The following is a 22,129-nucleotide window of genomic DNA, read 5'->3' as shown; positions in this document are numbered from 1 at the left end:
TTTGAGCAAATAGTCAGTGCCCCACTTTTGCCTTAAAGTGAGTACCCGTATGCCGAGGAAGGGAAAGGATGTCAGAAGCGAAGAAACGCCGTAGCACGGGTCGGGTGACCCTCAACGATGTGGCCCAGCTGGCCGGCGTGGGGGCCATGACGGTGTCGCGCGCCCTGCGCACCCCCGAGCTGGTATCCGACAAGATGCGCGAGCGCATCGAGGCGGCGGTGGACGAACTCGGCTATATCCCCAACCGGGCGGCGGGGGCGCTGGCTTCCGCCACCTCCCAGACCATAGTGGTGATCGTGCCCAGCCTGACCGACTGCGGCTGCGGCGAGGTAATTGCCGGACTGCAGCAGAGCCTGCGCCGGGAGGGTTACCAGATCATGCTGGGGGATGCCCAGCACCTTAAGCAGCAGGAGGAGAGCCTGCTGACCAGCTTTCTGCAGCATAATCCGGCGGCCGTGGTGCTGTTTGGCAGCGATCCCGGCGAGACCATCCGCCAGCGGCTGAAGGCGGCTCGCCTGCCGGTGGTGGAGGTGGGGGCCATGGCCCGCAGCCCCATCGACATGAACGTCGGGGTCTCCAACTTCGATGCCGGCTATCAGCTGACCCGCCACCTCATCGAGCGCGGCTACCGCAACATCGGCTTTCTCTGCGCCCGCCAGGAGCAGTGGATGCTGCAGCAGCGCATGCAGGGCTGGCAGAAGGCACTGCTGGACAACTACCTCTCCCCCGACGCCATCATCAACACCTCGGAGCGACCCAGCTTCAGTACCGGGGCGGCCATGCTGGGGGAGTTCCTGCTGCGCTGGCCCGAGCTGGATGCGCTGGTCTGCGTCAACGACGAGCTGGCGGCCGGGGTACTGTTCGAATGCCAGCGTCGCCATCTGAACGTGCCGGGCAAGCTCGCCATCGCCGGTTTCGACGATCTGGACGTGGCGCGCGCCTGCTACCCGGCCCTCACCTCGGTCCGCATCCCCTATCAGCGGATGGGGCAGGAGGCAGCCGATCTCATCTTGCGTCAGCTGGCCGGTGAACCCGTCATGGGCTCGGCGCTGACCCTCGACTTCCAGCTGCAGAAGCGGCAAAGCAGCTGATCCTTTTCACACTCATCAAAGAGGCAACCATGTTCAAGGCTCTGTTACTGGAAAACCAAGAAGGCAAGACGGTACCGACCCTCACCCGGCTGGGCGAGAGCCAGCTGCCGGAAGGCGAAGTGCGGGTGGCGGTGAGTTACAGCTCCATCAACTACAAGGACGGGCTGGCCATCACCGGCAAGGGCAAGATAGTGCGCCAGTGGCCGCTGGTGCCCGGCATCGACTTCGCCGGTACCGTGCTCGAGTCTGCCGACGAGCGTTATCAGCCGGGCGACAAGGTAGTGTTGACCGGCTGGGGTGTGGGGGAAGGGCACTGGGGCGGCATGGCCGAACAGGCGCGGGTCAAGGCCGACTGGCTGGTGCCGCTGCCGGCCGGGCTGGATGAGCGCCAGGCCATGTGCATCGGCACCGCCGGCCTGACCGCCATGCTCTGCGTGCTGGCGCTGGAAGAGGCGGGAGTGACCCCGCACAGCGGCGAGATCCTGGTGACCGGCGCCGCCGGCGGGGTAGGCTCCACTGCCGTCGCACTGCTGTCCGCGCTGGGTTATCAGGTGGCGGCGCTGACCGGTCGTCCCGAGGAGCAGGGCGAGCTGCTGACCGCGCTCGGTGCCAGCCGCATCGTGCCGCGCAGCGAGCTGCTGGAGCCTGCCAAGCCGCTCGAGAAGCAGCTGTGGGCCGGGGCGATCGACAGTGTCGGCAGTCAGGTGCTGGCCAAGCTGCTGGCCCAGATGAACTACGGCGGCGCCGTAGCGGCCTGCGGTCTGGCGGGCGGTTTCGATCTGCCCACCAGCGTGATGCCTTTCATCCTGCGCAACGTGCGGTTGCAAGGGGTCGACTCGGTGATGTGCCCGCTGGCACGTCGCCAGCTGGCCTGGCAGCGACTGGCCCGGGATCTGCCCGCCAGCTTCTTCGCGCAGGCGGTGACCGAGATTGGACTGGAGCAGGTGGTGGAGGCCGCCGAGGCCATCACCCAGGGCAAGATTGCTGGCCGCACCCTGGTCAAACTTTGAACTTCCGCTGACTGGCGAGCCCCATTTTTCTGGATAGACTTTGAGTGCGGGTGCACTATCCAAGGAGAATGAGCATGGGTGGACACAAGCCGGATTACGACCTCGACGACGAGTGGGAACCGGAATCCTGGGAGGACGAGCTGGATGAATGGGAAGACGAGAGCTGGCAGGACGATGACCCTCTCGACGACCAGTAATCCGCGTATTGAATACACAGGCGGGCCTCGGGCCCGCCTGTTTTTTTGGGCGGCTCACAGGAATGGGGACGGGCACTTGGAGGCCGGCGGCGGGCTGGCTAGAATGAACTGCCCAAACGACACTCAAGGATGATTATGCGACTCTCGGTGATAGTGTTTGCCGCCCTGCTTGGGGGCTGTGCCTCCCACTCGGATGATCCGTGCGAGAAGGTGTGGAGCGAGGTGGGGGAGGCGGATGGCAAGCTGGGCCTGACCGCCGAGCGGGTCGAGTTCCATCAGGCCCAGTGCGGCGAGAAGGTGAATGCCGAGCTGTGGAAACAGGGACACCAGAAGGGGCTGGCCTGGTACTGCCGGCCGGAACATCTCTATCTGGCCGGCCGTTCCGGCGAGGAGTACCGCGGGGTCTGCCCCAACGACGTCCAGGCGCGCCGGCTGTTCGAGCAGGGGCGCCAGGGCTGGACCGATCAATAGCCGGTCAGGCTTCTTTCTCTTTCAACCGCAGCGGCTGACACAGATAGCTCTTGTCGTTGGCGCTGCGGGCACACTTGCCACAGACGAACTTGGGTTTGCGCACGATTTTGCGCAGGGTCTTGAGATCGGCCGGGATCTCGCTGCGACGCCATTCACACAGGGTCTTGTTGCCCATTCCGACTACCTCGACAACTCAGTGGGCCCTAGTGTAATCAATTTTCATTTCTAAAACAGCGAGCGGGCCCGGATGATCGCATGGCCCGCTCGTGATGAGGGGACATTACTGATAGAGGAATTTGGTGAAGATGAGCTCGCGTATCGCCTTCTTGCCGCTCTCTTTCACCAGCAGCTCGTTGGCCCGGGTCTCGCACTCCTTGCGCAGGTCTTCACGGCTGACCAGGGACTTGATCTGATCGGCGGTCTTGCTGCCCATCAGGCGGATGATGGCGTCACGGATCAGGGGGTCATGCTGCTCCAGCAGCTTGAGGTCGGCCTCGTTCTCGGCCATCAGCTCCACCGTCACCCGGACGTAGCCGAGGGTTTTACCGTCGCTCAGGTAGTTGGTGATGATGTCGGGATCCAGCAGGTGGTAGAGGAATCCCGGCTTGGCCGCCGCCGCTTCTCCTTCTGCGGGTGCTTCCCCCCCTTCGGAGGCATAGGCCTGGAGTGCACCGCAGCTCAGCAACAACACCAGCAGAAATTTGAATAGCTTCATATGGATGGCTCATCAGCAAGAGATACCCCATTTTTGATGTTGCCATCGGGGCCGTCAAGCACGGATGTTCTTACAATTCTCGATTGATTTACGGATAATAAACCGGATTTTAACCTGATAACGGAAATCTCCGGATGGTGAAGCTGTGAAGTCCGAGTTGACTGTTCCCCTTGTCCGGCTGGAGCCCTGGCGGACTCCCGCGCAGTGCGAGCCGCCCGAGGCCTTGCTGCCCTGGTTGCTGGAGGCGGACTCCATGACCCGGCGCCTGCGCCGCCACAATCACCACTTTTCGGTGCAACTGCTCGGCAACCGCAGCGTCCCCCTCGATGCCGACGAGCAGCAGCTGGTGGCCGCCGATCACCCGGCAGGTCTGTGCCGCGAGGTGATCCTGCACGGTGATCGGGGGCCGGCCCTGCTGGGCTGGACCCTGTTCGCCGAGGCCGCCTTGCCTGACAGCGGCTTGCGCGAGCTGGGCGAGCAGCCTCTGGGTGAGCGTATCTTCGGTGACGAGCCTGCCCGGCGCGATCACCTGCAACTGGCCTGTTTCGAGATTGCGAGCAATCCCTGGTGCCCGGCCGGCATCGTCTGGGGACGCCGTTCCCGTCTGTTTCTGGGGCAATGGCCACTGCTGGTCCATGAACTCTTCTTGCCCTCTCTGTCATGCAACAAGGAGCTGGAGTGAATCTGTTAACCAAGGAGCGGGGACTCGCCTACGTGCAGTTGGCTCGCATCGACAAGCCCATCGGTACCCTGCTGCTGCTGTGGCCGACCCTGTGGGCGCTCTGGCTGGCGGCCGATGGCCTGCCGGATCTCTGGACCCTGCTGGTGTTCGTGGTGGGGGTGTTTCTGATGCGCTCCGCCGGTTGCGTCATCAATGACTATGCGGATCGCAACTTCGACGGTCACGTGAAGCGTACCGCCGGCCGACCGCTGCCCATGGGCAAGGTCAAGCCACGGGAGGTACTGGCGCTGTTCGCCGTGCTGGCGCTCATCTCGTTCGCCCTGGTGCTGACCATGAACCCGCTCACCATAGGCCTGTCGTTTGCGGCCCTGCTGCTGGCGGTCTGCTACCCCTTTATGAAGCGCTACATCCAGATCCCCCAGCTGGTGCTCGGCATGGCCTTCTCCTGGTCCATTCCCATGGCCTACGCGGCCCAGGCCAACGCCCTGCCGGCCGTGGCCTGGCTGGTGTTTCTCGCCAACCTGCTGTGGACCATCGCCTACGACACCGAGTACGCCATGGTGGACCGGGACGACGACCTCAAGCTCGGTCTCAAGTCGAGTGCCATCCTGTTCGGCCGCCACGACAAGCGGATCATCGGCGCGCTTCAGCTGCTGACCCTGCTGATCCTGCTGCTGGTGGGCCAGCTGAGCGAGCTGGGATCCAGCTACTACTGGTCGCTGCTGGCGGCGGCGGCGCTGTTCGTCTATCAGCAGCGGCTGATCCGGGAGCGGGCGCGGGAAGGATGCTTCCAGGCGTTCCTCAACAACAACTACGTGGGGGCGCTGATCTTCGCCGGGGTGGTGATCAGCTACCTGTGAACTCGTTTTCCCCAATGAAAAAGGCCGCGACATGCGGCCTTTTTCATTGGTGTGTACCTGCTCAGGTCCGGTTGCCCGCCTGAATGGTACGGCGGATCTTGGTGCTGAGCAGTGGCACTATGTTGTCGGCCAGCGCCTGGAAGCGGCCTAGATCCGGCTTGCAGCCCGGATCCAGATAGCCTTCGCTGCGCAGGGTGTGGATCAGGGTGCTGAACAGCTTCTGGTCGAAGAACTCGGGGGCGTTGATGCCGTGCAGGGTGCCGAGGCGCTCCGCCATCATCAGGCCGTCCGCTTCCAGCTGCTCCGCCTCGATACGGGGCTGGGCCAGCACCCGGGTCAGCACGATGGCGTAGCGCTGCAGGGTCTCCTGGATGCTCTCGGCCAGGAGCAACAGGCGGGTCTGGTTGACCGGATTGACCCAGAAGCCGCCGTCGCGGGCCTCGATCAGCTGCTGGCGCTGCAGTTCGGCCAGCAGGGCATCGATCAGCTCTGGCAGCTCATCCTCTTCGTAGCGCAGGAACAGCTCGGTCTTGAGCAGCGGGTAGATGTCGATGCAGCGGGCGACGATCTCGCTGCGGGAGATCCCCTCGCAACGCTCGATCAGGGCCGCCACCAGCGAGGGCATGGCGAACAGGTGCAGTATGTTGTTGCGGTAGTAGGTCAGCAGGATCGCCTGATAGCGGTCCAGGCTGATGATCTGCCCCAGCTTGTCCTCGCTCACCTCGAACTTGTTGAGCTCCATCGCCTGATCCAGCAGGGTCTTGGCATCCTCGGCCGGCATGGTGCTGTGCGGGCTGTAGGGCACCTGCTTGAGCAGGTCCAGATAGGTGTTGAGCTGGGCCTGCAGTTCGTCGCGGGTGAGGGCGTGGCGTTCGGCGGCCAGCAGCGCCAGCGCGCTCAGGGTCAGGCCGTTGACGGCGGCGGCGCCGTTGATGCGGGTCATCAGCAGCTCGGCCAGCTGGTTGACGGTGCCCGCCATCCACTCGGGGCGCTCCTCCTCGCCGATGTGCTCCTTCCAGGTCGGCACGTGTTCGTTGAGGTAGCTGTTGAGGGTCAGCGGCTCGCCGAAGTTGACGAAGCCGCGGCCGTAGTTGCGCAGCTTGCGCAGGATGCCGAGCACCTGCAGGAAGCTCTCCTTCTCCTTGCGGCTGCCCTTGAGCTCGTTGTGGTAGGTGTTCACCTCCATCACGTGCTCATAACCCAGGTAGACGGGGACGAAGGTGAGCGGCCGATCCAGTCCGCGCATCATGGCCTGCAGGGTCATCGCCAGCATGCCGGTCTTGGGTGGCAGCAGGCGACCGGTACGGGAACGACCGCCCTCGGTGAAGAACTCCACCGAGTAGCCTTTGGCAAACAGCAGGTTCAGGTATTCCCGAAATACCGTGCTGTAGAGCGGGTTGCCCTTGAAGGTGCGGCGGATGAAGAAGGCGCCGCCGTGGCGGAAGATCGGGCCCGCCGGCCAGAAGTTGAGGTTGATGCCGGCCGCGATGTGGGGCGGCACCATGCCTTGGTGATAGATGACGTAGGAGAGCAGCAGGTAGTCCATGTGGCTGCGATGGCAGGGCACGTAGACGATCTCGTGGCCCTCCTGGGCCAGCTGGCGCACCTTCTCGGCGCCGTTGACCGACAGGCCGCGATAGAGCTTGTTCCACAGCCAGCCGAGGAAGCTCTCGCCGAGCCGGATCAACCGGTAGGAGAAGTTGGAGGCGATCTCGTCCATGTAGCCATGAGCCCGTTTCTGGGCTTTATCGAGGCTGATACCCTCGCGCTGGGCCTCCTCCTCGATGGCCTGCTGGATCACGCCAGAGTCGAGCAACTGCTTGAACAGCAGGTTGCGGTTGGGCAGCTTGGGCCCGGTGGCGGCCAGCTGCTGGCGGCTGAAGTGGGTGCGGGCCACCCGCGCCAGCTTGTGGGCGATGGCCTCGTCGGTGCCGTGCTTGTCCGCCATGTAGCGCAGGGAGAGCGGCGGAGAGAAGCGCACCAGGTTCTCGCGCCCTTTCAGGATCACGATCAGCGCCTTCTTGAGGCGGTTCGGTGCCAGGCTGCTGATGATGTTCCAGCCGGAGGCCTCCTCGCCTTCCCGACCCGGGGCACGGCCCCAGAACAGGGTGACGGGCACCACCTGGATGTCCAGCGCCGGATCCTGCTTGTGCAAATCCAGCAACTGGTGGAACTCCTGCAGGAAGGGGAGCGGCTTGCTGCGTTTGCCGAACAGGGGAGGCGGACGATCCAGACAGACATAGCGCGGCAGCAGCTGGCCGTTCAGCTCCAGCGGCGTGAAGGGGCCGGGCAGACCGAGATCCTCGCAGCACTGCTGCAGGGTCATCAGGTCGGTGATCGAGCTGGTCTTCAGGGCATAGACGATGGGTCTGGCCGGATCCAGCTTGAGTTCCGTGATGGGGTTTTCCGGCAGGCTCTTGTGATTGACCAAGCCGCTGACCGGCCATTGCAAGATGGCTCTGGAAATCTTCTGTCCAAGGGACATGTGCGTCTGCTCTCCAAAAAAATGCGGCGTGAGCATAGCAAATCACCGACTGCTTGTCGCCGAGAGGTACGATGAGTCGGCTGCGCGGGATCAAAACCATGGCAAATGAACAGAGGGCCGCGACAAATGTCAGCTGCGGCTTGCCTTGGCCACTGTACTGTATATACTGCCAGTGTGCTGTATAAAAAGACAGGTGCCCATGCTATGAAACCCCTTACTCCCCGCCAGGCCGAAGTGCTGGAGTTGATCAAGGCGAACATGAACGAGACCGGCATGCCGCCGACTCGCGCCGAGATTGCCCAGAAGCTTGGTTTCAAGTCGGCCAACGCGGCCGAGGAACATCTGAAGGCCCTGGCCAAAAAGGGGGTCATCGAGATCATGCCGGGCACGTCCCGCGGCATCCGCCTGCTGCTTGAAGAGGAAGAGCAGCTGGAAGAGAGCGGTCTGCCGCTGATCGGCAAGGTGGCTGCCGGCGAGCCCATCCTGGCCCAGGAACACATCGAGAGCCACTACCAGGTGGATCCCGCCCTGTTCCACCCGCGGGCAGACTTCCTGCTGCGGGTACAGGGCATGAGCATGAAGAACATCGGCATTCTGGATGGCGACCTGCTGGCGGTGCACAAGACTCAGGAGGTACGCAACGGTCAGGTGGTGGTGGCGCGGCTCGACGAAGATGTCACCGTCAAACGCTTCCAGCGCAAGGGCAGCCAGGTGTGGCTGCTGCCGGAGAATGAAGAGCTCTCCCCCATCGAGGTGGATCTCGCCAGCCAGCACCTTACCATAGAAGGGCTGGCGGTCGGTGTCATTCGCAACGCCGACTGGATGTAATCCGTGCCAACAGGGCCTCCCATGGGAGGCCCTGTTGTTTCTGCGCTCCTTTCCCCGTGATTTCAATCAGATCCTGATACCCGGCACTTTTGTCTGCGGGCGCTCGCCGCAGGCGATTCATTTCAGATATATCATTTGGTAAGGCTGGCTCACTGGCGTGAGCCGCCCCCCGATGCTCGGCAAGACGCGCAGCTTCGCGTCGCTGGTGGCAGGAACCCCGAGGGCAGCAGGGAATAACAAGCGCTTCGCGCCCGGTGCAGGCAGCATGTGTGCCTCGCCCGGGGGCAGAGGCGTCAGCGGGATAGAAGGGAGAGTGGCCAGCAGGGCGCCGGCAGTCGGCACAACAGCGGCACACTCGCGCAGTCGACACGCGGCAGTCATCGGGTCGCCCCTTGCGGTGGTGGACGGTGCCGGTCGACGTGACCTGTTGATCAAGGAGGACAGGTATGGCTTCAAGCTCGCCATGGGATCCGGGTCTGGCATCGCCCGTTTCTTCCATCACCCGTTTCATCAAGGGTAACCGGATGACCCGTTTCTACGCGCTCTGGGTGCACCACAAGGGCGCCTGCTGGACCATCTGGCTGGGATGCCCGAAGGACAAGATCGTCCGCCTGGTGCGCCTGTTTCACAGCCATCACGAGCAGGGGTTGGCCGATGATCTCTGGACCGCCCCTGTCATTCCGCTGCGCGCCTCGAGCCGCCGCCTGCACGAGCGGCGCCGACAACAACCCTGACCCCGTTGCAACAGCCCCACCTCTCGGTGGGGCTGTCGTTTTGGGCGATTCGGCGTCGCTTTGCAGACCCTGGCGTCATCTTCTGACCAAAGTTGGCCAGCGAACGGGCAACCGTGACAAGGGAGTGACCGGCCCGGTGCTCACTGGGTTACAATAGCCCTTTCATTCTGGCCCGGCTGGCGGGCGTGTCGACGTAAAGGGTTTGTTTTTTATGGTGAAACCACGTTACCCCTTGCTGTTTCTGCTGCTGGTCGGGGGCATGATGGGCGGTTTTTACTGGAGCCAGCCCTCCCTGCCCGAGCATGCCGACTACTACCCGGCGGGGCGGGACATCAATCCGTTTGCCTTCACCGATCAGGATGGTCAGCCCTTCGTGCCGGCCAGCCTGACCGGCCACTGGACCTTCCTGTTCGTCGGCTACACCTTCTGCCCCGACATCTGCCCGACCACCCTGGCGGATCTGCGTTCCGTCTATCCCGAGCTGAAAAAGATAGCTCCGAGCAGCCAGGTGGTGTTCATCTCGGCGGATCCCCAGCGGGACGACGTGGCCCGCCTCAAGACCTACACCGCCTTCTTCAACCCGGAGTTCAAGGCGGCAACCGGCCCTCACGACAAGCTGTTTCCCTTCGTGCGCAATCTGGGGCTCATCTACTCCATCGCCGATCAGGGGGAGAAGGATTACCTGATCGACCACTCCGCCTCCATCGTGCTCATCAATCCGGCCGGCAAGCTGGAGGCCGTGTTTCGCCCCCGTCTGAGCGAGGACGGGGTGCCCAGGGTGGTGATGGCGAGCATGGTGTCGGACTTTGCCAGGATAGTGCGGCTGGATGGCGAATAGTGATGAGCAACGGACGTCCTCCGGCATGCTGACCCCCGCCTGGTGGCGAGACGGGCGCCGCCATCGCGCCGTGTTTGCCCTGGCCCTGCCCATGGTCTTCTCCAATGTCACCACTCCGCTGCTGGGGCTGGTGGACACCTGGGTGATCGGTCATCTCGGCCAGGCCTGGTTCCTCGGCGGCGTGTCGGTTGGGGCCACCCTCATCAACCTGCTGTTCTGGCTGCTCGGCTTTTTGCGGATGTCCACCACCGGCCTGACCGCCCAGGCCCATGGCGCGAGCAGCCCGGCCGGCCAGCTCGACACCCTGACAAGGGCGCTGGGGCTCGCCATCGCACTGGGGCTGGCGTTGTTGCTGCTGTTGCTGCCGTTGCTCCCCACTCTCATCGCCCTTAGCGGCGGCTCCGCCGAGGTGCAGCACTATGCCGCCGAGTACGTTTCGGTACGGATCTGGAGCGCCCCGGCGGCGCTCTGCAACCTGGTGATCATGGGCTGGTTGCTGGGCATGCAGGATGCGCGCAGCCCCATGCTGCTGCTGATCTTCACCAACCTGGTCAACATGGGGCTCGATGCCTGGTTCGTGCTGGGGCTGGGCTGGCAGGTGAAGGGGGTCGCTGGCGCCTCGCTGCTGGCGGACTACAGCGCGCTCGGGTTGGGGCTCTGGCTGGTGAGCCGTCACCTGCGCAGGCTGGCGCCGGTGGCGTGGCAGGGGGCCTGGCAGCGCTGGCGCCAGTGGCCCGCGTTGCTGCGACTGTTGGCCCTGAACCGGGACATCTTCATCCGCTCTCTCTGTCTGCAGCTCTGTTTCGCCTTCATGACCCTGCAGGGGGCCAGGCTGGGAGACGTGGCGGTGGCCGCCAATGCGGTGCTGCTCAATTTCCTGATGCTCATCTCCTACGGGCTGGACGGCTTTGCCTATGCGGTGGAGGCCATGGTGGGCCGCGCCATCGGACGGCGGGATCGGCAGGGACTGCGGGAGGCCATCGGCCTCAACCTCGGCTGGGCGCTGCTGATTGCGCTGGGCTTCAGCCTGCTGTTTGCGCTGGGAGGTAGCCGGCTGATTGGGTACATCACTGATCTGCCGGCGGTGATCACCGCGGCCAACGCGCAGCTGCCCTGGCTCATCGCCATGCCGTTGCTGGCGGTCTGGTGTTTCCTGCTGGATGGGGTCTTCATCGGGGCGACCCGGGCCCGGGAGATGCGCAACAGCATGCTGGTGGCGGCCCTCGGCGGCTTCTTCCCGGTCTGGTGGCTCTGTCAGGGCTGGGGCGTGGCGGCCTTGTGGGCCGCGATGGCGGCCCTGATGGCGGGGCGGGGACTGACGCTGGGCTGGCTCTGCTGGCAGCTGGAGCGCGATGGTCGGCTGCTCCACTCACCCCATGGGGCGGGGGAGGCGCAGCAGGCCTCCTCCTGAGCCCGCTATCTAGCCAGGCTGATCCGGTTCAGACCTGCAGCGAGCCCGGGTAGCCCAGCTGGCGCCAGCTTTCGTAGACGAATACCGCCACCGCGTTGGAGAGATTGATGCTGCGGCTCTGGGGCAGCATGGGAATGCGCAGCCGCTGCTCGAACGGCAGGCTCTCGATGATCTCGATGGGCAGGCCGCGGCTCTCGGGCCCGAACAACAGGGCGTCCCCGGCGGCAAACTGCACTGCCGAATGGGCGGTGCGCCCCTTGGTGGTACAGGCAAATACCCGCGTCGGCGCTACCGCCGCCAGGAAGGCCTCGAAGTTCGGCCAGCGCTTCACCTCGGCGAACTCGTGATAGTCGAGCCCCGCCCGTTTCACCCGCTTGTCATCCCACTCGAACCCCAGCGGCTCTATCAGGTGCAGCCGATAGCCGGTGTTGGCACAGAGGCGGATGATGTTGCCGGTGTTGGGCGGAATTTCCGGTTGGTAGAGCACGATGTCGAGCATGACGGCGTCCTGATGGGGCGAAAAGGGCGCCAGCATACCCAGCGCCCGGGCGGATGAAAAGGGCCTGCTCAGCCGATGGGCAGGCGGATGGTGATGGTCAGCCCGGCCGGGTGGTTGCTGCTGGCGCGGATGGTGCCGCCGTGGCGCAGGATGGCCTCCGCGGCGATGGCCAGCCCCAGCCCGGTGCCGCCGGTCTTGGCGTTGCGGGCGTCATCCACCCGGAAGAAGGGCAGGAACAGCTGCGGTTGCTGCTCCACCGGTACGCCGGGGCCGTCGTCGCGGATGGTCATCACCCACTCCCGTCCCTCCCGATACCAGTCCACCTTGATGAACTCGCGGGCATATTTGAGCGCGTTGCGCAGCGGGTTTTCCAGCGCCCGGGCCAGCAGATCGGGCCACATCCGCAGGGAGTCGGTGGGCAGCGGCGGCAACCTGAGCTGCTTGCCGCTCTGGTTTGCCTCGAACATGGCGTCGTCCAGGATGGGCTCCAGCAGATCGGCCAGCGGCATCACCACCGGCGCCTCCACATGTTGCTGCACCCGCGACAGATCGAGCAGGTCACCGATCAGCTTGTCGAGCCGGCCGATCTCCGATTCGATCCGGGCCAGCTCGTTGCTGTCACCCTGCTTGCGGCGGATCAGCGCCTGCGCCAGCTGGATGCGGGTGAGCGGGCTGCGCAGCTCGTGGGAGATGTCGGAGAGCAGCTGTTTCTGCTTCTGGATCATGTTCTTGAGGGTATCGACCATGTGGCTGACGTGATCCGCCAGCTGGCCTATCTCGTCCCGCCGCCCCAGGTTGGGGATCTGCGCCTCCAGATTGCCCTCCGCCAGCTGGGAGACCGACTGCTGCAGTTGCAGGATGGGGCGGGTCAGCCGCCAGGCCAGCAGCAGGCAGAGCGGGGTGCTGACCAGCATGGCGATGCCGAGGATCTGGATCGGGTGATCCAGGATCTGGATGAACAGGAACAGATAGGAGTTCTCGACGTTGAGGCCGAAGTAGACGTGGTAGATCTGGCCGCGATGCTCCATCTGGAAGGGGCCGGCGATGGCCCGCTTGTGCTCGCTGCCCAGCATGGGCTTGGCCGGGTTGTCCGAATCGAGCATGAAACGGACCACGAACTTGCTCAGGCGGGTGCTGGACTGCATCTGTCCCTTGGCATCGCGCAGGTAGATGTTGTCCACCGGCAGCAGGCCGGCGGCGTCGATGGCCTGGGCCAGATCGAAATCCTGAGTAGGATCCGCCCCTTTCTGCAGCGCCTTCAGATTGTTGTTGAGACGGGCGATCTCGTGGGCCGGCAGCGGGATGATGTTGCGGGGATCCAGGGTCGGCAGGATCACCACGGCGGCCACCACCAGCAACAGCATGAACCAGAACCAGAGGAAGATCTGGGTGGAGAGACCGTTGAAGGTGCGGGCCGTTCTCATGCCTGTTCCAGCCACAGGTAGCCACGGCCGCGCACCGTCTTGAAGCGGGGCTGGCCGTCGGTGCGCTCAGGCAGCTTCTTGCGCAGGTTGCTCAGGTGCATGTCGATGGCGCGATCGAAGGGCTCCAGCTTCTTGCCCAGCACCAGCTCGGAGAGCTGGCTCTTGCTGACGATCTGGCCTGGATTGCGCAACAGGCACTCCAGCAGGCCGAATTCGGTGGCGGTCAGCTCCAGCAGATCGCCGTGGCAGCTGGCCTGCTGCAGGCCGGGCTGCAGCACCAGATCCATGAAGCGCACCTCGTCCGAACTGCCGCCGCGCTGGGGCTGGCTGCCCTGGGTGCGGCGCAGGATGGCGCGCACCCGGGCCAGCAGCTCCCTGTCATCGAACGGCTTGGCCAGGTAGTCGTCGGCCCCCGCCTCCAGACCGTTGACCCGATCCTGACTGTCGCCGCGGGCGGTCAGCATCAGCACCGGGGTGTCGTGGGTCTTGCGCAGCCGGGTCAGCATGGCGAAGCCATTGAGCTTGGGCATCATCACGTCCAGCAGGACCAGGTTGAAGTGCTGTTCGGCCAGCCGCTGCAACCCCTCTTCGCCATCCTCGGCGACGGTCACCTGGAAGCCTTCCAGGGTCAGAATTTCGGTGAGCAACTGGGTCAGCTCGAGATCGTCATCGACCAGGAGTATTTTGTGCATCTGAAGTCATTCCGCTGATTTTTCGCGCCAGACTGGCGCAGGGGTCAGGGTATAATAGATTTTTAACCGCAAGAGGAAAGCCGGTTTTGAGCCATCAACAATATTCCCGCTGGGTGACGCTGGCCAGCATGGCCGCCGTCACCACCGCTACCCTGCTGATCACCGGCAAGCTGATCGCCTGGCTGATGACCGACTCCTCGAGCCTGCTGGCCTCCCTCACCGACTCCTTCATGGACGTGAGCGCCTCCATCATCAACCTGCTGGCCATTCGCTACGCCCTCTCACCGGCCGACGACGAGCATCGCTTCGGCCATGGCAAGGCGGAGTCGCTGGCCGGGCTGATCCAGTCAGCCTTCATCTCGGGCTCCGCGCTGCTGCTGGTGATGCACGGCATCTCCTCCCTGCTCAAGCAGGCACCGCTGGAGCGGCTCGAGGCGGGTTTGTGGGTCAGTGGCGGCTCCATCGTGCTGACCCTGCTGCTGGTCAGTTTCCAGAGTTTCGTCATCCGCAAGACCAACAGCGTGGCCATCAAGGCCGACATGCTGCACTACCGCTCCGATCTGCTGCTCAACGGCGGTGTGCTGCTGGCACTGGTGCTGGCGGGGCAGGGCTGGTACTGGGCCGACGGCCTGTTTGCCATCCTGATCGGGCTGTTCCTGCTGTGGGGGGCGCTGCACATCGGTTATGAATCGGTACAGGCGCTGCTCGATCGTCAGTTGCCAGCCGAGGAACAAGCGAGAATAATGGCCCTCTGCTGTGCCGTCGAAGGTGTACACGGGGTGCATGATCTGCGCACCCGCCAGTCCGGTCCGACCCGCTTCGTGCAGTTGCATCTGGAACTGGACGATCAGCTCCCTCTGGTCAAGGCCCATCAGATTGCCGATGAAGCCGAACTGGCGGTTCGTCAGGCATTCGAGCGCATGGATGTCATCATCCACATGGACCCCATCTCCGTGGTGCACAAGGAACAGCAAGGCACTCCCTCAGAACAACAGTAGGCTGCAACATGGATGATCTGGTTGCCAGAACCTGGCAAAAAATTCAGCAAGAAGCGGCGAGCATGGCGACCGAAGAGCCCATGCTGGCCAGCTTCTTCCACTCCACCATTCTCAATCACAAGAACCTGCGTTCGGCCCTCAGCTTCCAGCTGGCCAACAAGCTCGACAGCGCCACCATGCCCGCCATCGCCCTGCGCGAAGTGATCGAGCTGGCCCTGCGCAGCGAGCCCGAGCTGCTGACCATGGTCGCCGCCGACATCTGCGCGGTGCAGGAGCGCGACCCGGCGGTCGATCTCTTCTCCACCCCGCTGCTCTACCTCAAGGGGTTCCACGCCCTGCAGGGCTACCGGGTCGCCAACTGGCTGTGGCGCCAGGGGCGTCGTTCGCTGGCGCTCTACCTGCAGAACCAGATCTCCGTGGTATTCGGGGTGGACGTGCACCCGGCCGCCCGCATTGGCAAGGGCATCATGTTTGACCACGCCACCGGCATAGTGGTCGGCGAGACGGCGGTGATCGAGGACGATGTCTCCATCCTGCAGAGCGTCACCCTGGGTGGTACCGGCAAGGAGAGCGGCGATCGTCATCCCAAGATCCGGGAAGGGGTGATGATAGGGGCGGGCGCCAAGGTGCTCGGCAACATCGAAGTGGGCATGGGCGCCAAGATCGGCGCCGGCAGCGTGGTGATCAACCCGGTGCCGCCGCACACCACCGTGGCGGGCGTGCCCGCCAAGATCGTGGGCCGTCCGGAGTGCGAGAAGCCGTCGCTGGACATGGATCAGTGTCTCTGATCCCCTGACCGAGGCGAGTCGATGGCCAAGCGCTGGTCGGGTTATCTGATCCTGGGGATGTGGCTGCTCAACCTGCTGCACCTCTATCTGGGGTTCTCCCCCTGGCCGGCGGCCATCGCCGCCTGGGGAGCCTCCCTGCTCACCTGGCCCTGGCTGGTTGGGGCGGCGCGCCGTCAGGCGCTGGCCCTGTACGGGGCGGCACTGGCCCTGCTGATCTTCTCCTGCTGGCAAGGCGCTAGCCTCCAGCCGGCGGACTGGCTGCTGCCCAACATCAACATGCTCACCATGTTTGCGGCGGTAAGCACCCTCAATCTCGCCACCTCGGGCCTGCTGACCGGCACCACCTCATGGCAAGGGCGCAAGGGGCTGTGGAGCACCATGGCCAGCCTCAACCTGCTGGGGGCGGTCATCAACCTCTCGGTGCTGTTCATCATCGGCGATCGGCTGGAACGGAGCGGCACCCTGGAGCGGCGTCAGGTACTGGTGCTGAGCCGGATCTTCTGCGCCGCGGCCTTCTGGTCCCCCTTCTTCGTCGCCATGGCGGTGGCGCTTACCTATGCCCCCGGTCTGCAACTGTCGCAGATCCTGCCGTTCGGGCTGGTGGCGACCCTGCTGGCGATGGGATTGACCGCCTGGCAGGTGGAGCGGCTGGGGGTGGTGGATTTTGCCGGCTACCCGCTGCGGCTGCAGACCCTGGGGCTGCCGGTGGCCCTGGCCGGGCTGGTGCTGCTGATCAAGCAGATCTGGCCGGATCTCGGCATCCTGGCGGTGATCGCCCTGGTGGCGCCGCTGCTGGCGTTTGCCTTTATGCCGAGCACGGGGCGAGGGCCTGCCCTCAAGCGGCAGGTGGTGGAGCGCTTTCCCGCCATCGGCGGTCAGATTGTGCTGTTTCTGGGGGCCGGTCTGCTGGCTGCCGGCATCAACAGCGCCTTGTCGGTGCTCGAGCTGGGCGGTGGCCACGGCTTGCCCTTCTTCCATCACTTCGGCTGGCTGGAGGCCTCGCTCACCCTGCTGCTGATCCTGCTGGTGGCCATCGTCGGGGTGCACCCGCTCATCAGCATCTCCGGGCTGGCGCCGCTGCTGTGGCCACTGGCGCCGGATCCCAGCCTGCTTGGCATGACCTTTTTGCTGGGGTGGGGGCTGGCCACCGGCACCAGCCCGCTCTCCGGCTCCAACCTGGCGCTGGCCTCCCGTTACAACCTGAGTGCCGGGGCCATTTTGCGCGGCAACCTGCTCTACGGCCTGCTGATGTACGGGGTTGCCTGTCTGCTGCTGGGGGCCTATATCGCCCTGCACAGCTGAGGCGTCCGGTTGATGTGAAAGAGGGAGCAGATCGGGCGCAATGGCGGCTTGTGCGGGCCCTGCCGTGGCCCCGGCGCAGGATGCGAGAAAAATAGACGCATATTTAGTCAATACATCCATGGAAGGCGCATTTTACAGCGCACCGGCTTGTTTGTGCCGATGCCATCAGGGTATGCTGGCTTCACGCGCTTGAATCGCCCTCTGTGGGGCATCGCAATTGAACATACAGGTATGCATATGTCACTAGAAGTCCTTGAGCAACTCGAATCCAAAGTACAATCCGCCGTCGACAACATCTCCCTGCTGAAGATGGAGCTGGACGAGCTGAAAGAGCAGAACAGCAAGCTGCAAGACGAGAACCATCAGCTGCGCAACGAGCACGTTGCCTGGCAAGAGCGTCTGCGTGCCCTGCTGGGCAAGATGGATCAGATGGGCGAAAGCATCTAATCCGTCGCTATCCGCGAGCATTGAAAACGGGCCGCTCCATGAGCGGCCCGTTTGTTTGGGTCAATCTGGCAGTCAGAGCGCCAGCAGCTGCTTGACGGTCTTCTCGATGCCGTCCGCGGCCTCCACTATATTGCTGGCCAGCATATAGGCGGGGGTGGAGATCACCTTGCGCTCCTGATCCACCACGAACTCGTTGACCGGGCAGTTGAGATGGCTGCCCCCCATCGCCTCGATGGCGTTGGCGGTGCCCTCGTCATGGCCTATGGTAGCCAAGGTGCCGGCGCCGTAGATGAGCGGGATCATGGCTGGTGCGATGCAGATATAGGCCGCCGGCTTGTTGGCCTTGGCAAAGCTCTGGCAAGCCTTCAACACGTCCGGCTGGATTTGGCACTCGGCTCCCTTGATGGCGAAGTCGCACAGGTTCTTGGCGGCGCCGAAGCCCCCGGGCACCAGCAGGGCATCGTAGTTGGCTGCATCCAGCTCGGCCACGTCCTTGATCTGGCCGCGGCAGATGCGGGCTGCTTCGACCAGCACGTTGCGGCTCTCTCCCTCGCTCACTTCCCCGCTCAGGTGGTTGACGACATGGAGCTGCGGAACATTGGGCGCGAAGCACTGCACGGCGGCGCCCTGCCTGGCCAGCGCCAGCAAACTGATCACGGCCTCGTGGATTTCGGCCCCGTCTAAGACGCCACAGCCACTCAAGATCACGGCCACTTTTTTCATGACAGACTCCTCGTTGTTGAAAATGTGAGCCAGGATGGATTGTTGTACTTTTGTATGGTTATCGTTCGTCCTCCGCTGGTCAAGTCATCTTGCTGTGCTAGGATTGTTTCGTTTCGGATCCTGCCGCGTTTACTCCCTTAAATCTTTTTCCACATTGATCGAGATCATTTCAACGGTCTGGCGATCGGTTTTAATGATCTCAAATAATTGTTATATATTCGTTTTTCATTTTTTATCCACAGTGGTTTCACTGGGCTTCATCAATCACTCCATTTTTGAGCACAGAGTTATCCACAGCGTGGTGGTTGATGAGGATCCCTCGGCCGGGTCGCCCCCCCTCTTGGTGTGAGGGGGGCCCTGTGGCATCCTAGCGGCTGTTTATCTCTGGCAGGACGATTTCATGGCCCCTAGCAATCCCCTTATTCTGGTCGACGGCTCCTCTTATCTTTACCGCGCCTTCTTTGCCTCTCAGCAGGCCGATCTGCGCACCTCGACCGGTTTGCCGAGCGGCGCCGTCCGTGTCATGGCCAACATGATGCGCAGCCTGCGCAAGCAGTACCCCGACTGCCATGTGGCCGTGGTGTTCGATGCCAAGGGCAAGACCTTCCGCGACGACATCTATCCCGAATACAAGGCCAACCGGGCCAGCATGCCGGACGATCTGCGCAGCCAGGTCGCCCCCATCCACCAGATGATCAAGGCGATGGGCTTCCCCTTTCTGATGGTCGAAGGGGTCGAGGCCGACGACGTGATCGGCACCCTGGCCCGTCAGGCGACCGAGAAACAGCTGCCGGTGCTGATCAGTACCGGCGACAAGGACATGGCGCAGCTGGTCTCCGACCATGTCACCCTGATCGACACCATGAAGGACGTGAAGACCGATCGGGAAGGGGTGATCGAGAAGTTCGGCGTACCGCCCGAGCTCATCATCGATTACCTGGCCCTGATGGGGGACAAGGTGGACAACATTCCCGGCATGACCGGTGTCGGCGAGAAGACTGCACTGGCACTGTTGCAGGGGATCGGCAGCATCGACGAGATCGCAGCCAACCTGGACAAGGTGGCTGCGCTCGGTTTCCGTGGCTCCAAGGCGTTCGCCGACAAGTTTCGCGAGCAGGAGGAGCAGGTGCGCCTCTCCTATGTGCTGGCCACCATCAAGACCGATGTGGCGCTGGAGCAGAGCCTGGAAGAGCTGGAGCTCGGCCCCATCGACAAGGAAGCCCTGCTGGCGGTCTATCGCGAGTATGAGCTGCGCAACCTGATCAAAGAGCTGGAGTCCGGTGGCGAGGAGAGCGGCGCCGAGGGTGATGAGGAAGGCTCCGCCCCGGCAGCCGCCATCGAGACCGACTACCGCTGCATTCTGGACGAGGCCGAATTCGATGAGTGGCTGGCCCGTTTGCAGGCGGTGCCGCTGTTTGCCTTCGACACCGAGACCACCAGTCTCGACTATATGGAGGCGCGCATCGTTGGCGTCTCCTTTGCCATCGAACCGGGCAAGGCGGCCTATGTGCCCTTCGGCCACGACTATCTGGGGGCGCCGATACAGCTGACCGAGGCCGTGGTACTCGGCAAGCTCAAGCCGCTGCTGGAAGATCCGGCCCGCCTCAAGGTGGGGCAGAACCTCAAGTACGATCGCAACGTGCTGCTCAACCACGGCATCGAGCTGCAGGGTATAGCCTACGACACCATGCTCGAGTCCTATGTGCTCAACTCCACTGCCAGCCGCCACGACATGGACTCGCTGGCCCGCAGGTATCTGAACGTCGAGACCATCTCGTTCGAGGACATTGCTGGCAAGGGGGTCAAGCAGCTCACCTTCAACCAGATCGAACTGGAGCAGGCGGCCCCTTACGCGGCGGAAGATGCCGACATCACCCTGCGTCTGCATCAGGCGCTGTGGGGCAAGCTCTCTGCGGAGCCGGGTCTCGCCAAGGTGTTCAGCGAGATCGAACTGCCGCTGCTGCCAGTGCTGGCGCGGATGGAGCGGCTCGGTACCACCATCGAGCCCAAGCTGCTGCATCAGCAGAGCCAGGAGATTGAAGTACGTCTGGCAGAGCTGGAGAAGCAGGCCCACGAGCTGGCCGGGCAGGAGTTCAACCTCTCCTCGCCCAAGCAGCTGGGGGAGATCCTCTTCACCAAGCTGGGGCTGCCGATCATCAAAAAGACCCCCAAGGGAGCGCCATCCACTGCGGAAGAGGTGCTGGCCGAGCTGGCGGAGACCTATGAGCTGCCGCGTCTGCTGATGGAGCACCGTGGGCTGGCCAAGCTCAAGTCCACCTACACCGACAAGCTGCCGCTGATGATCAAGCCGCAGACCGGGCGGGTGCACACCTCCTATCATCAGGCGGTGGCGGCGACCGGTCGACTGTCGTCAACCGATCCCAACCTGCAGAACATCCCGGTACGCAACGAACAGGGGCGCCGTATTCGGCAGGCCTTCATTCCGTGCGCCGGTTACAAGCTGGTGGCGGCGGATTACTCCCAGATCGAGCTGCGCATCATGGCCCACCTCTCCGGTGACAAGGGGCTGCTGACCGCCTTTGCCGAGGGCAAGGACATCCACAAGGCGACCGCTGCCGAGGTATTCGGGGTTGAACTTGATGCGGTGACCAGCGACATGCGTCGCAGTGCCAAGGCGATCAACTTCGGCCTCATCTACGGCATGAGCGCCTTCGGTCTGGCCAAGCAGCTGGGGATCGGCCGTGCCGAGGCGCAGAAGTACATGGATCTCTACTTCGAGCGCTACCCAGGCGTGCTGGAGTACATGGAGCGCACCCGCCAGCAGGCGGAAGCCCAGGGCTATGTCGAAACCCTGTTTGGTCGCCGTCTCTATCTGCCGGACATCAAGTCCCGCAATGCCGGTCTGCGTAAAGCTGCTGAACGGGCCGCCATCAACGCCCCCATGCAAGGCACGGCCGCCGACATCATCAAGCGTGCCATGATCAACGTTGATGGCTGGATCCGGGGCATTGAAGACCAGTCGATCCGCATGTTGATGCAGGTGCACGATGAACTGGTGTTCGAGATCCGCGAAGAGAAGCTGGAGGAATACATCGGCATCATCAAGGAGAAGATGTCAGCCGCTGCCGAATTGCATGTGCCGCTGGTGGTCGAAGCGGGCACCGGTGACAACTGGGATCAGGCCCACTGATCGCTGGCAGTCGTCATCGACACCTATATAGCTATATAAGACGCGAAGCCCGGCATCATGCCGGGCTTCCTGTTTGTGGCTATCTGGATTCAGACCTCTTGCAGGTATTCGTCCTTGAGCAGGACATAGTTGTCGGCCGAGGTCTTGAGGAAGGCGATCTCGGCCGGCTTGAGAGGGCGTGCCTGCTTGATGGGATTACCCATATAAAGAAAGCCGGCCTCGAGTCGCTTGCCCGGTGGCACCAGACTGCCGGCACCGATCATCACATCATCTTCGACCACGGCCCCGTCCAGCAGGATGGCACCCATGCCGACCAGCACCCGGTTGCCAATGGTGCAGCCATGCAGCATCGCCTTGTGGCCGACCGTGACATCTTCCCCGATCAACAACGGATAGCCGGCCGGGTTGCTGGCACTCTTGCGGGTCAGGTGCAGCACTGTGCCGTCCTGAATGTTGCTGCGGGCACCGATGCGGATATGGTTGACGTCCCCTCTGGCGGCCACCATGGGCCAGATGCTGGCATCGTCACCCAGCTGGATATCGCCCACCAGGGTGGCGCAGGGGTCTACATATACCCGTTTGCCCAGTTGCGGGCGTTTTCCCTTGTAAGGTCTCAGTCGCAAGTCCATCTTGGCCTCCTTGTTTTCGGCCATTCTAGCAATTCGGCACCGGTTTCTGTGGATAAGTTTGTATAAAAGCTGTGCTTGGATATGAATAACTAAAAAAGTGCAGTTTTTTGCAATTTTATTGCAGGGGAGGGGTTGCCAGAACGAATTCACTCCC

The 22,129-nt window shown here is 63.3% G+C and carries 23 protein-coding genes; 15 read left to right on the top strand and 8 right to left on the bottom strand.

From position 1 onward, the window contains the following. Positions 1-68: 68 nt before the first annotated feature. From ACB031_RS22270 to ACB031_RS22255, 4 genes are all read left to right on the top strand, one after another. Positions 69-1,091 carry a LacI family DNA-binding transcriptional regulator gene (locus ACB031_RS22270; RefSeq protein ID WP_017766511.1) on the top strand — a complete coding sequence of 341 codons (1,023 nt, stop codon included), beginning with the start codon at positions 69-71 and terminating at the stop codon, positions 1,089-1,091. 29 nt (positions 1,092-1,120) lie between these two features. Next, complete coding sequence (locus ACB031_RS22265) at positions 1,121-2,101, top strand: MDR family oxidoreductase (RefSeq protein ID WP_371140250.1); 981 nt, start codon at positions 1,121-1,123, stop codon at positions 2,099-2,101. A gap of 74 nt (positions 2,102-2,175) precedes the next feature. Next, complete coding sequence (locus ACB031_RS22260) at positions 2,176-2,298, top strand: hypothetical protein (protein ID WP_005307545.1); 123 nt, start codon at positions 2,176-2,178, stop codon at positions 2,296-2,298. Positions 2,299-2,433: 135 nt separating this feature from the next. After that, complete coding sequence (locus ACB031_RS22255; protein ID WP_005307548.1) at positions 2,434-2,769, top strand: DUF2799 domain-containing protein; 336 nt, start codon at positions 2,434-2,436, stop codon at positions 2,767-2,769. A gap of 4 nt (positions 2,770-2,773) precedes the next feature. Here the strand turns inward: ACB031_RS22255 and ACB031_RS22250 are convergent, their stop codons facing one another. Together ACB031_RS22250 and ACB031_RS22245 are read right to left on the bottom strand one after the other, a co-directional pair. Continuing rightward, on the bottom strand, positions 2,774-2,944 hold the full coding sequence (locus ACB031_RS22250) for a hypothetical protein (protein WP_005307551.1): 171 nt from the start codon (positions 2,942-2,944) through the stop codon (positions 2,774-2,776). A 105-nt stretch (positions 2,945-3,049) separates the two neighbouring features. Continuing rightward, positions 3,050-3,484, bottom strand: a complete 435-nt coding sequence (locus tag ACB031_RS22245) for a flagellar basal body-associated FliL family protein (protein WP_005307553.1) — start codon at positions 3,482-3,484, stop codon at positions 3,050-3,052. 145 nt (positions 3,485-3,629) lie between these two features. On the opposite strand from ACB031_RS22245, the gene ACB031_RS22240 reads away from it, so the two are divergent. Together ACB031_RS22240 and ubiA are read left to right on the top strand one after the other, a co-directional pair. Next, on the top strand, positions 3,630-4,166 hold the full coding sequence (locus tag ACB031_RS22240) for a chorismate lyase (RefSeq protein WP_005307556.1): 537 nt from the start codon (positions 3,630-3,632) through the stop codon (positions 4,164-4,166). Beyond that, the gene (ubiA, locus tag ACB031_RS22235; protein WP_017780823.1) at positions 4,163-5,026 is read left to right on the top strand and encodes a 4-hydroxybenzoate octaprenyltransferase; all 864 of its coding nucleotides are present in this window, start codon (positions 4,163-4,165) and stop codon (positions 5,024-5,026) included. Before ACB031_RS22240 ends, ubiA begins: the two co-directional genes overlap by 4 nt. Positions 5,027-5,087: 61 nt before the next feature. Here ubiA and plsB read toward each other — a convergent pair whose 3' ends face one another. Then, positions 5,088-7,511 (bottom strand): glycerol-3-phosphate 1-O-acyltransferase PlsB, encoded by a 2,424-nt coding sequence (gene plsB, locus ACB031_RS22230; protein WP_017766517.1) that lies wholly within the window; start codon positions 7,509-7,511, stop codon positions 5,088-5,090. Between the two features lie 204 nt (positions 7,512-7,715). Here plsB and lexA point away from each other — a divergent pair, with 204 nt between their 5' ends. The 4 genes from lexA to dinF all read left to right on the top strand — a co-directional run bounded on the left by lexA (position 7,716) and on the right by dinF (position 11,322). Further along, positions 7,716-8,339 carry a transcriptional repressor LexA gene (lexA, locus tag ACB031_RS22225; RefSeq protein ID WP_005307564.1) on the top strand — a complete coding sequence of 208 codons (624 nt, stop codon included), beginning with the start codon at positions 7,716-7,718 and terminating at the stop codon, positions 8,337-8,339. A gap of 446 nt (positions 8,340-8,785) precedes the next feature. Then, entirely contained in the window at positions 8,786-9,073 is a 288-nt protein-coding gene (locus tag ACB031_RS22220) for a hypothetical protein (RefSeq protein ID WP_005307567.1), read from the top strand. Positions 9,074-9,284: 211 nt separating this feature from the next. Continuing rightward, positions 9,285-9,911 (top strand): SCO family protein, encoded by a 627-nt coding sequence (locus ACB031_RS22215; RefSeq protein WP_005307570.1) that lies wholly within the window; start codon positions 9,285-9,287, stop codon positions 9,909-9,911. After that, positions 9,901-11,322: an MATE family efflux transporter DinF gene (gene dinF, locus ACB031_RS22210; protein WP_371140249.1), complete on the top strand. Its 1,422-nt coding sequence runs from the start codon at positions 9,901-9,903 to the stop codon at positions 11,320-11,322. Before ACB031_RS22215 ends, dinF begins: the two co-directional genes overlap by 11 nt. Positions 11,323-11,350: 28 nt before the next feature. Here dinF and trmL read toward each other — a convergent pair whose 3' ends face one another. From trmL to ACB031_RS22195, 3 genes are all read right to left on the bottom strand, one after another. Then, positions 11,351-11,821 carry a tRNA (uridine(34)/cytosine(34)/5-carboxymethylaminomethyluridine(34)-2'-O)-methyltransferase TrmL gene (gene trmL / locus ACB031_RS22205; protein WP_005307574.1) on the bottom strand — a complete coding sequence of 157 codons (471 nt, stop codon included), beginning with the start codon at positions 11,819-11,821 and terminating at the stop codon, positions 11,351-11,353. Positions 11,822-11,889: 68 nt separating this feature from the next. Then, positions 11,890-13,245, bottom strand: a complete 1,356-nt coding sequence (locus ACB031_RS22200) for an ATP-binding protein (protein ID WP_005307577.1) — start codon at positions 13,243-13,245, stop codon at positions 11,890-11,892. Beyond that, positions 13,242-13,937 carry a response regulator gene (locus tag ACB031_RS22195; protein WP_010635506.1) on the bottom strand — a complete coding sequence of 232 codons (696 nt, stop codon included), beginning with the start codon at positions 13,935-13,937 and terminating at the stop codon, positions 13,242-13,244. The genes ACB031_RS22200 and ACB031_RS22195 overlap by 4 nt, the downstream gene beginning before the upstream one ends. An 86-nt stretch (positions 13,938-14,023) precedes the next feature. Here ACB031_RS22195 and ACB031_RS22190 point away from each other — a divergent pair, with 86 nt between their 5' ends. The 4 genes from ACB031_RS22190 (at position 14,024) to ACB031_RS22175 (ending at position 17,472) form a co-directional block, all read left to right on the top strand. Further along, complete coding sequence (locus ACB031_RS22190) at positions 14,024-14,935, top strand: cation diffusion facilitator family transporter (protein ID WP_010635505.1); 912 nt, start codon at positions 14,024-14,026, stop codon at positions 14,933-14,935. Positions 14,936-14,943: 8 nt separating this feature from the next. Then, on the top strand, positions 14,944-15,723 hold the full coding sequence (gene cysE / locus ACB031_RS22185) for a serine O-acetyltransferase (protein ID WP_005307587.1): 780 nt from the start codon (positions 14,944-14,946) through the stop codon (positions 15,721-15,723). A gap of 21 nt (positions 15,724-15,744) precedes the next feature. Then, positions 15,745-17,025 carry a hypothetical protein gene (locus ACB031_RS22180; RefSeq protein ID WP_005307590.1) on the top strand — a complete coding sequence of 427 codons (1,281 nt, stop codon included), beginning with the start codon at positions 15,745-15,747 and terminating at the stop codon, positions 17,023-17,025. A 237-nt stretch (positions 17,026-17,262) separates the two neighbouring features. Then, complete coding sequence (locus tag ACB031_RS22175; RefSeq protein WP_005307594.1) at positions 17,263-17,472, top strand: cell division protein ZapB; 210 nt, start codon at positions 17,263-17,265, stop codon at positions 17,470-17,472. A 72-nt stretch (positions 17,473-17,544) separates the two neighbouring features. On the opposite strand, the gene elbB is transcribed toward ACB031_RS22175, so the two are convergent. Next, complete coding sequence (elbB, locus tag ACB031_RS22170) at positions 17,545-18,195, bottom strand: isoprenoid biosynthesis glyoxalase ElbB (protein WP_371140248.1); 651 nt, start codon at positions 18,193-18,195, stop codon at positions 17,545-17,547. 400 nt (positions 18,196-18,595) lie between these two features. Here elbB and polA point away from each other — a divergent pair, with 400 nt between their 5' ends. After that, positions 18,596-21,346: a DNA polymerase I gene (gene polA, locus ACB031_RS22165; protein ID WP_017766525.1), complete on the top strand. Its 2,751-nt coding sequence runs from the start codon at positions 18,596-18,598 to the stop codon at positions 21,344-21,346. A gap of 89 nt (positions 21,347-21,435) precedes the next feature. Here the strand turns inward: polA and ACB031_RS22160 are convergent, their stop codons facing one another. Further along, positions 21,436-21,975 (bottom strand): gamma carbonic anhydrase family protein, encoded by a 540-nt coding sequence (locus ACB031_RS22160; protein ID WP_010635500.1) that lies wholly within the window; start codon positions 21,973-21,975, stop codon positions 21,436-21,438. Positions 21,976-22,129 lie beyond the last annotated feature (154 nt).

Origin of the sequence: Aeromonas sp. S8(2024) (assembly GCF_041403085.1) — a bacterium.
In the GTDB taxonomy this organism is placed as follows: domain Bacteria; phylum Pseudomonadota; class Gammaproteobacteria; order Enterobacterales; family Aeromonadaceae; genus Aeromonas; species Aeromonas dhakensis.
The sequence above is the reverse complement of the archived record's forward strand: the minus strand, read 5'-3'. Positions and strand labels throughout refer to the sequence as shown.

What these genes read in the sequence shown, in the direction of transcription:
- ACB031_RS22270 (WP_017766511.1), top strand. Translation starts at nt 69, where the DNA reads ATGTCAGAAGCGAAGAAACGCCGTAGCACGGGTCGGGTGACCCTCAAC.
- ACB031_RS22265 (WP_371140250.1), top strand. Translation starts at nt 1,121, where the DNA reads ATGTTCAAGGCTCTGTTACTGGAAAACCAAGAAGGCAAGACGGTACCG.
- ACB031_RS22260 (WP_005307545.1), top strand. Translation starts at nt 2,176, where the DNA reads ATGGGTGGACACAAGCCGGATTACGACCTCGACGACGAGTGGGAACCG.
- ACB031_RS22255 (WP_005307548.1), top strand. Translation starts at nt 2,434, where the DNA reads ATGCGACTCTCGGTGATAGTGTTTGCCGCCCTGCTTGGGGGCTGTGCC.
- ACB031_RS22250 (WP_005307551.1), bottom strand. Translation starts at nt 2,944, where the DNA reads ATGGGCAACAAGACCCTGTGTGAATGGCGTCGCAGCGAGATCCCGGCC.
- ACB031_RS22245 (WP_005307553.1), bottom strand. Translation starts at nt 3,484, where the DNA reads ATGAAGCTATTCAAATTTCTGCTGGTGTTGTTGCTGAGCTGCGGTGCA.
- plsB (WP_017766517.1), bottom strand. Translation starts at nt 7,511, where the DNA reads ATGTCCCTTGGACAGAAGATTTCCAGAGCCATCTTGCAATGGCCGGTC.
- lexA (WP_005307564.1), top strand. Translation starts at nt 7,716, where the DNA reads ATGAAACCCCTTACTCCCCGCCAGGCCGAAGTGCTGGAGTTGATCAAG.
- ACB031_RS22220 (WP_005307567.1), top strand. Translation starts at nt 8,786, where the DNA reads ATGGCTTCAAGCTCGCCATGGGATCCGGGTCTGGCATCGCCCGTTTCT.
- ACB031_RS22215 (WP_005307570.1), top strand. Translation starts at nt 9,285, where the DNA reads ATGGTGAAACCACGTTACCCCTTGCTGTTTCTGCTGCTGGTCGGGGGC.
- dinF (WP_371140249.1), top strand. Translation starts at nt 9,901, where the DNA reads ATGGCGAATAGTGATGAGCAACGGACGTCCTCCGGCATGCTGACCCCC.
- trmL (WP_005307574.1), bottom strand. Translation starts at nt 11,821, where the DNA reads ATGCTCGACATCGTGCTCTACCAACCGGAAATTCCGCCCAACACCGGC.
- ACB031_RS22200 (WP_005307577.1), bottom strand. Translation starts at nt 13,245, where the DNA reads ATGAGAACGGCCCGCACCTTCAACGGTCTCTCCACCCAGATCTTCCTC.
- ACB031_RS22195 (WP_010635506.1), bottom strand. Translation starts at nt 13,937, where the DNA reads ATGCACAAAATACTCCTGGTCGATGACGATCTCGAGCTGACCCAGTTG.
- cysE (WP_005307587.1), top strand. Translation starts at nt 14,944, where the DNA reads ATGGATGATCTGGTTGCCAGAACCTGGCAAAAAATTCAGCAAGAAGCG.
- ACB031_RS22180 (WP_005307590.1), top strand. Translation starts at nt 15,745, where the DNA reads ATGGCCAAGCGCTGGTCGGGTTATCTGATCCTGGGGATGTGGCTGCTC.
- ACB031_RS22175 (WP_005307594.1), top strand. Translation starts at nt 17,263, where the DNA reads ATGTCACTAGAAGTCCTTGAGCAACTCGAATCCAAAGTACAATCCGCC.
- elbB (WP_371140248.1), bottom strand. Translation starts at nt 18,195, where the DNA reads ATGAAAAAAGTGGCCGTGATCTTGAGTGGCTGTGGCGTCTTAGACGGG.
- polA (WP_017766525.1), top strand. Translation starts at nt 18,596, where the DNA reads ATGGCCCCTAGCAATCCCCTTATTCTGGTCGACGGCTCCTCTTATCTT.
- ACB031_RS22160 (WP_010635500.1), bottom strand. Translation starts at nt 21,975, where the DNA reads ATGGACTTGCGACTGAGACCTTACAAGGGAAAACGCCCGCAACTGGGC.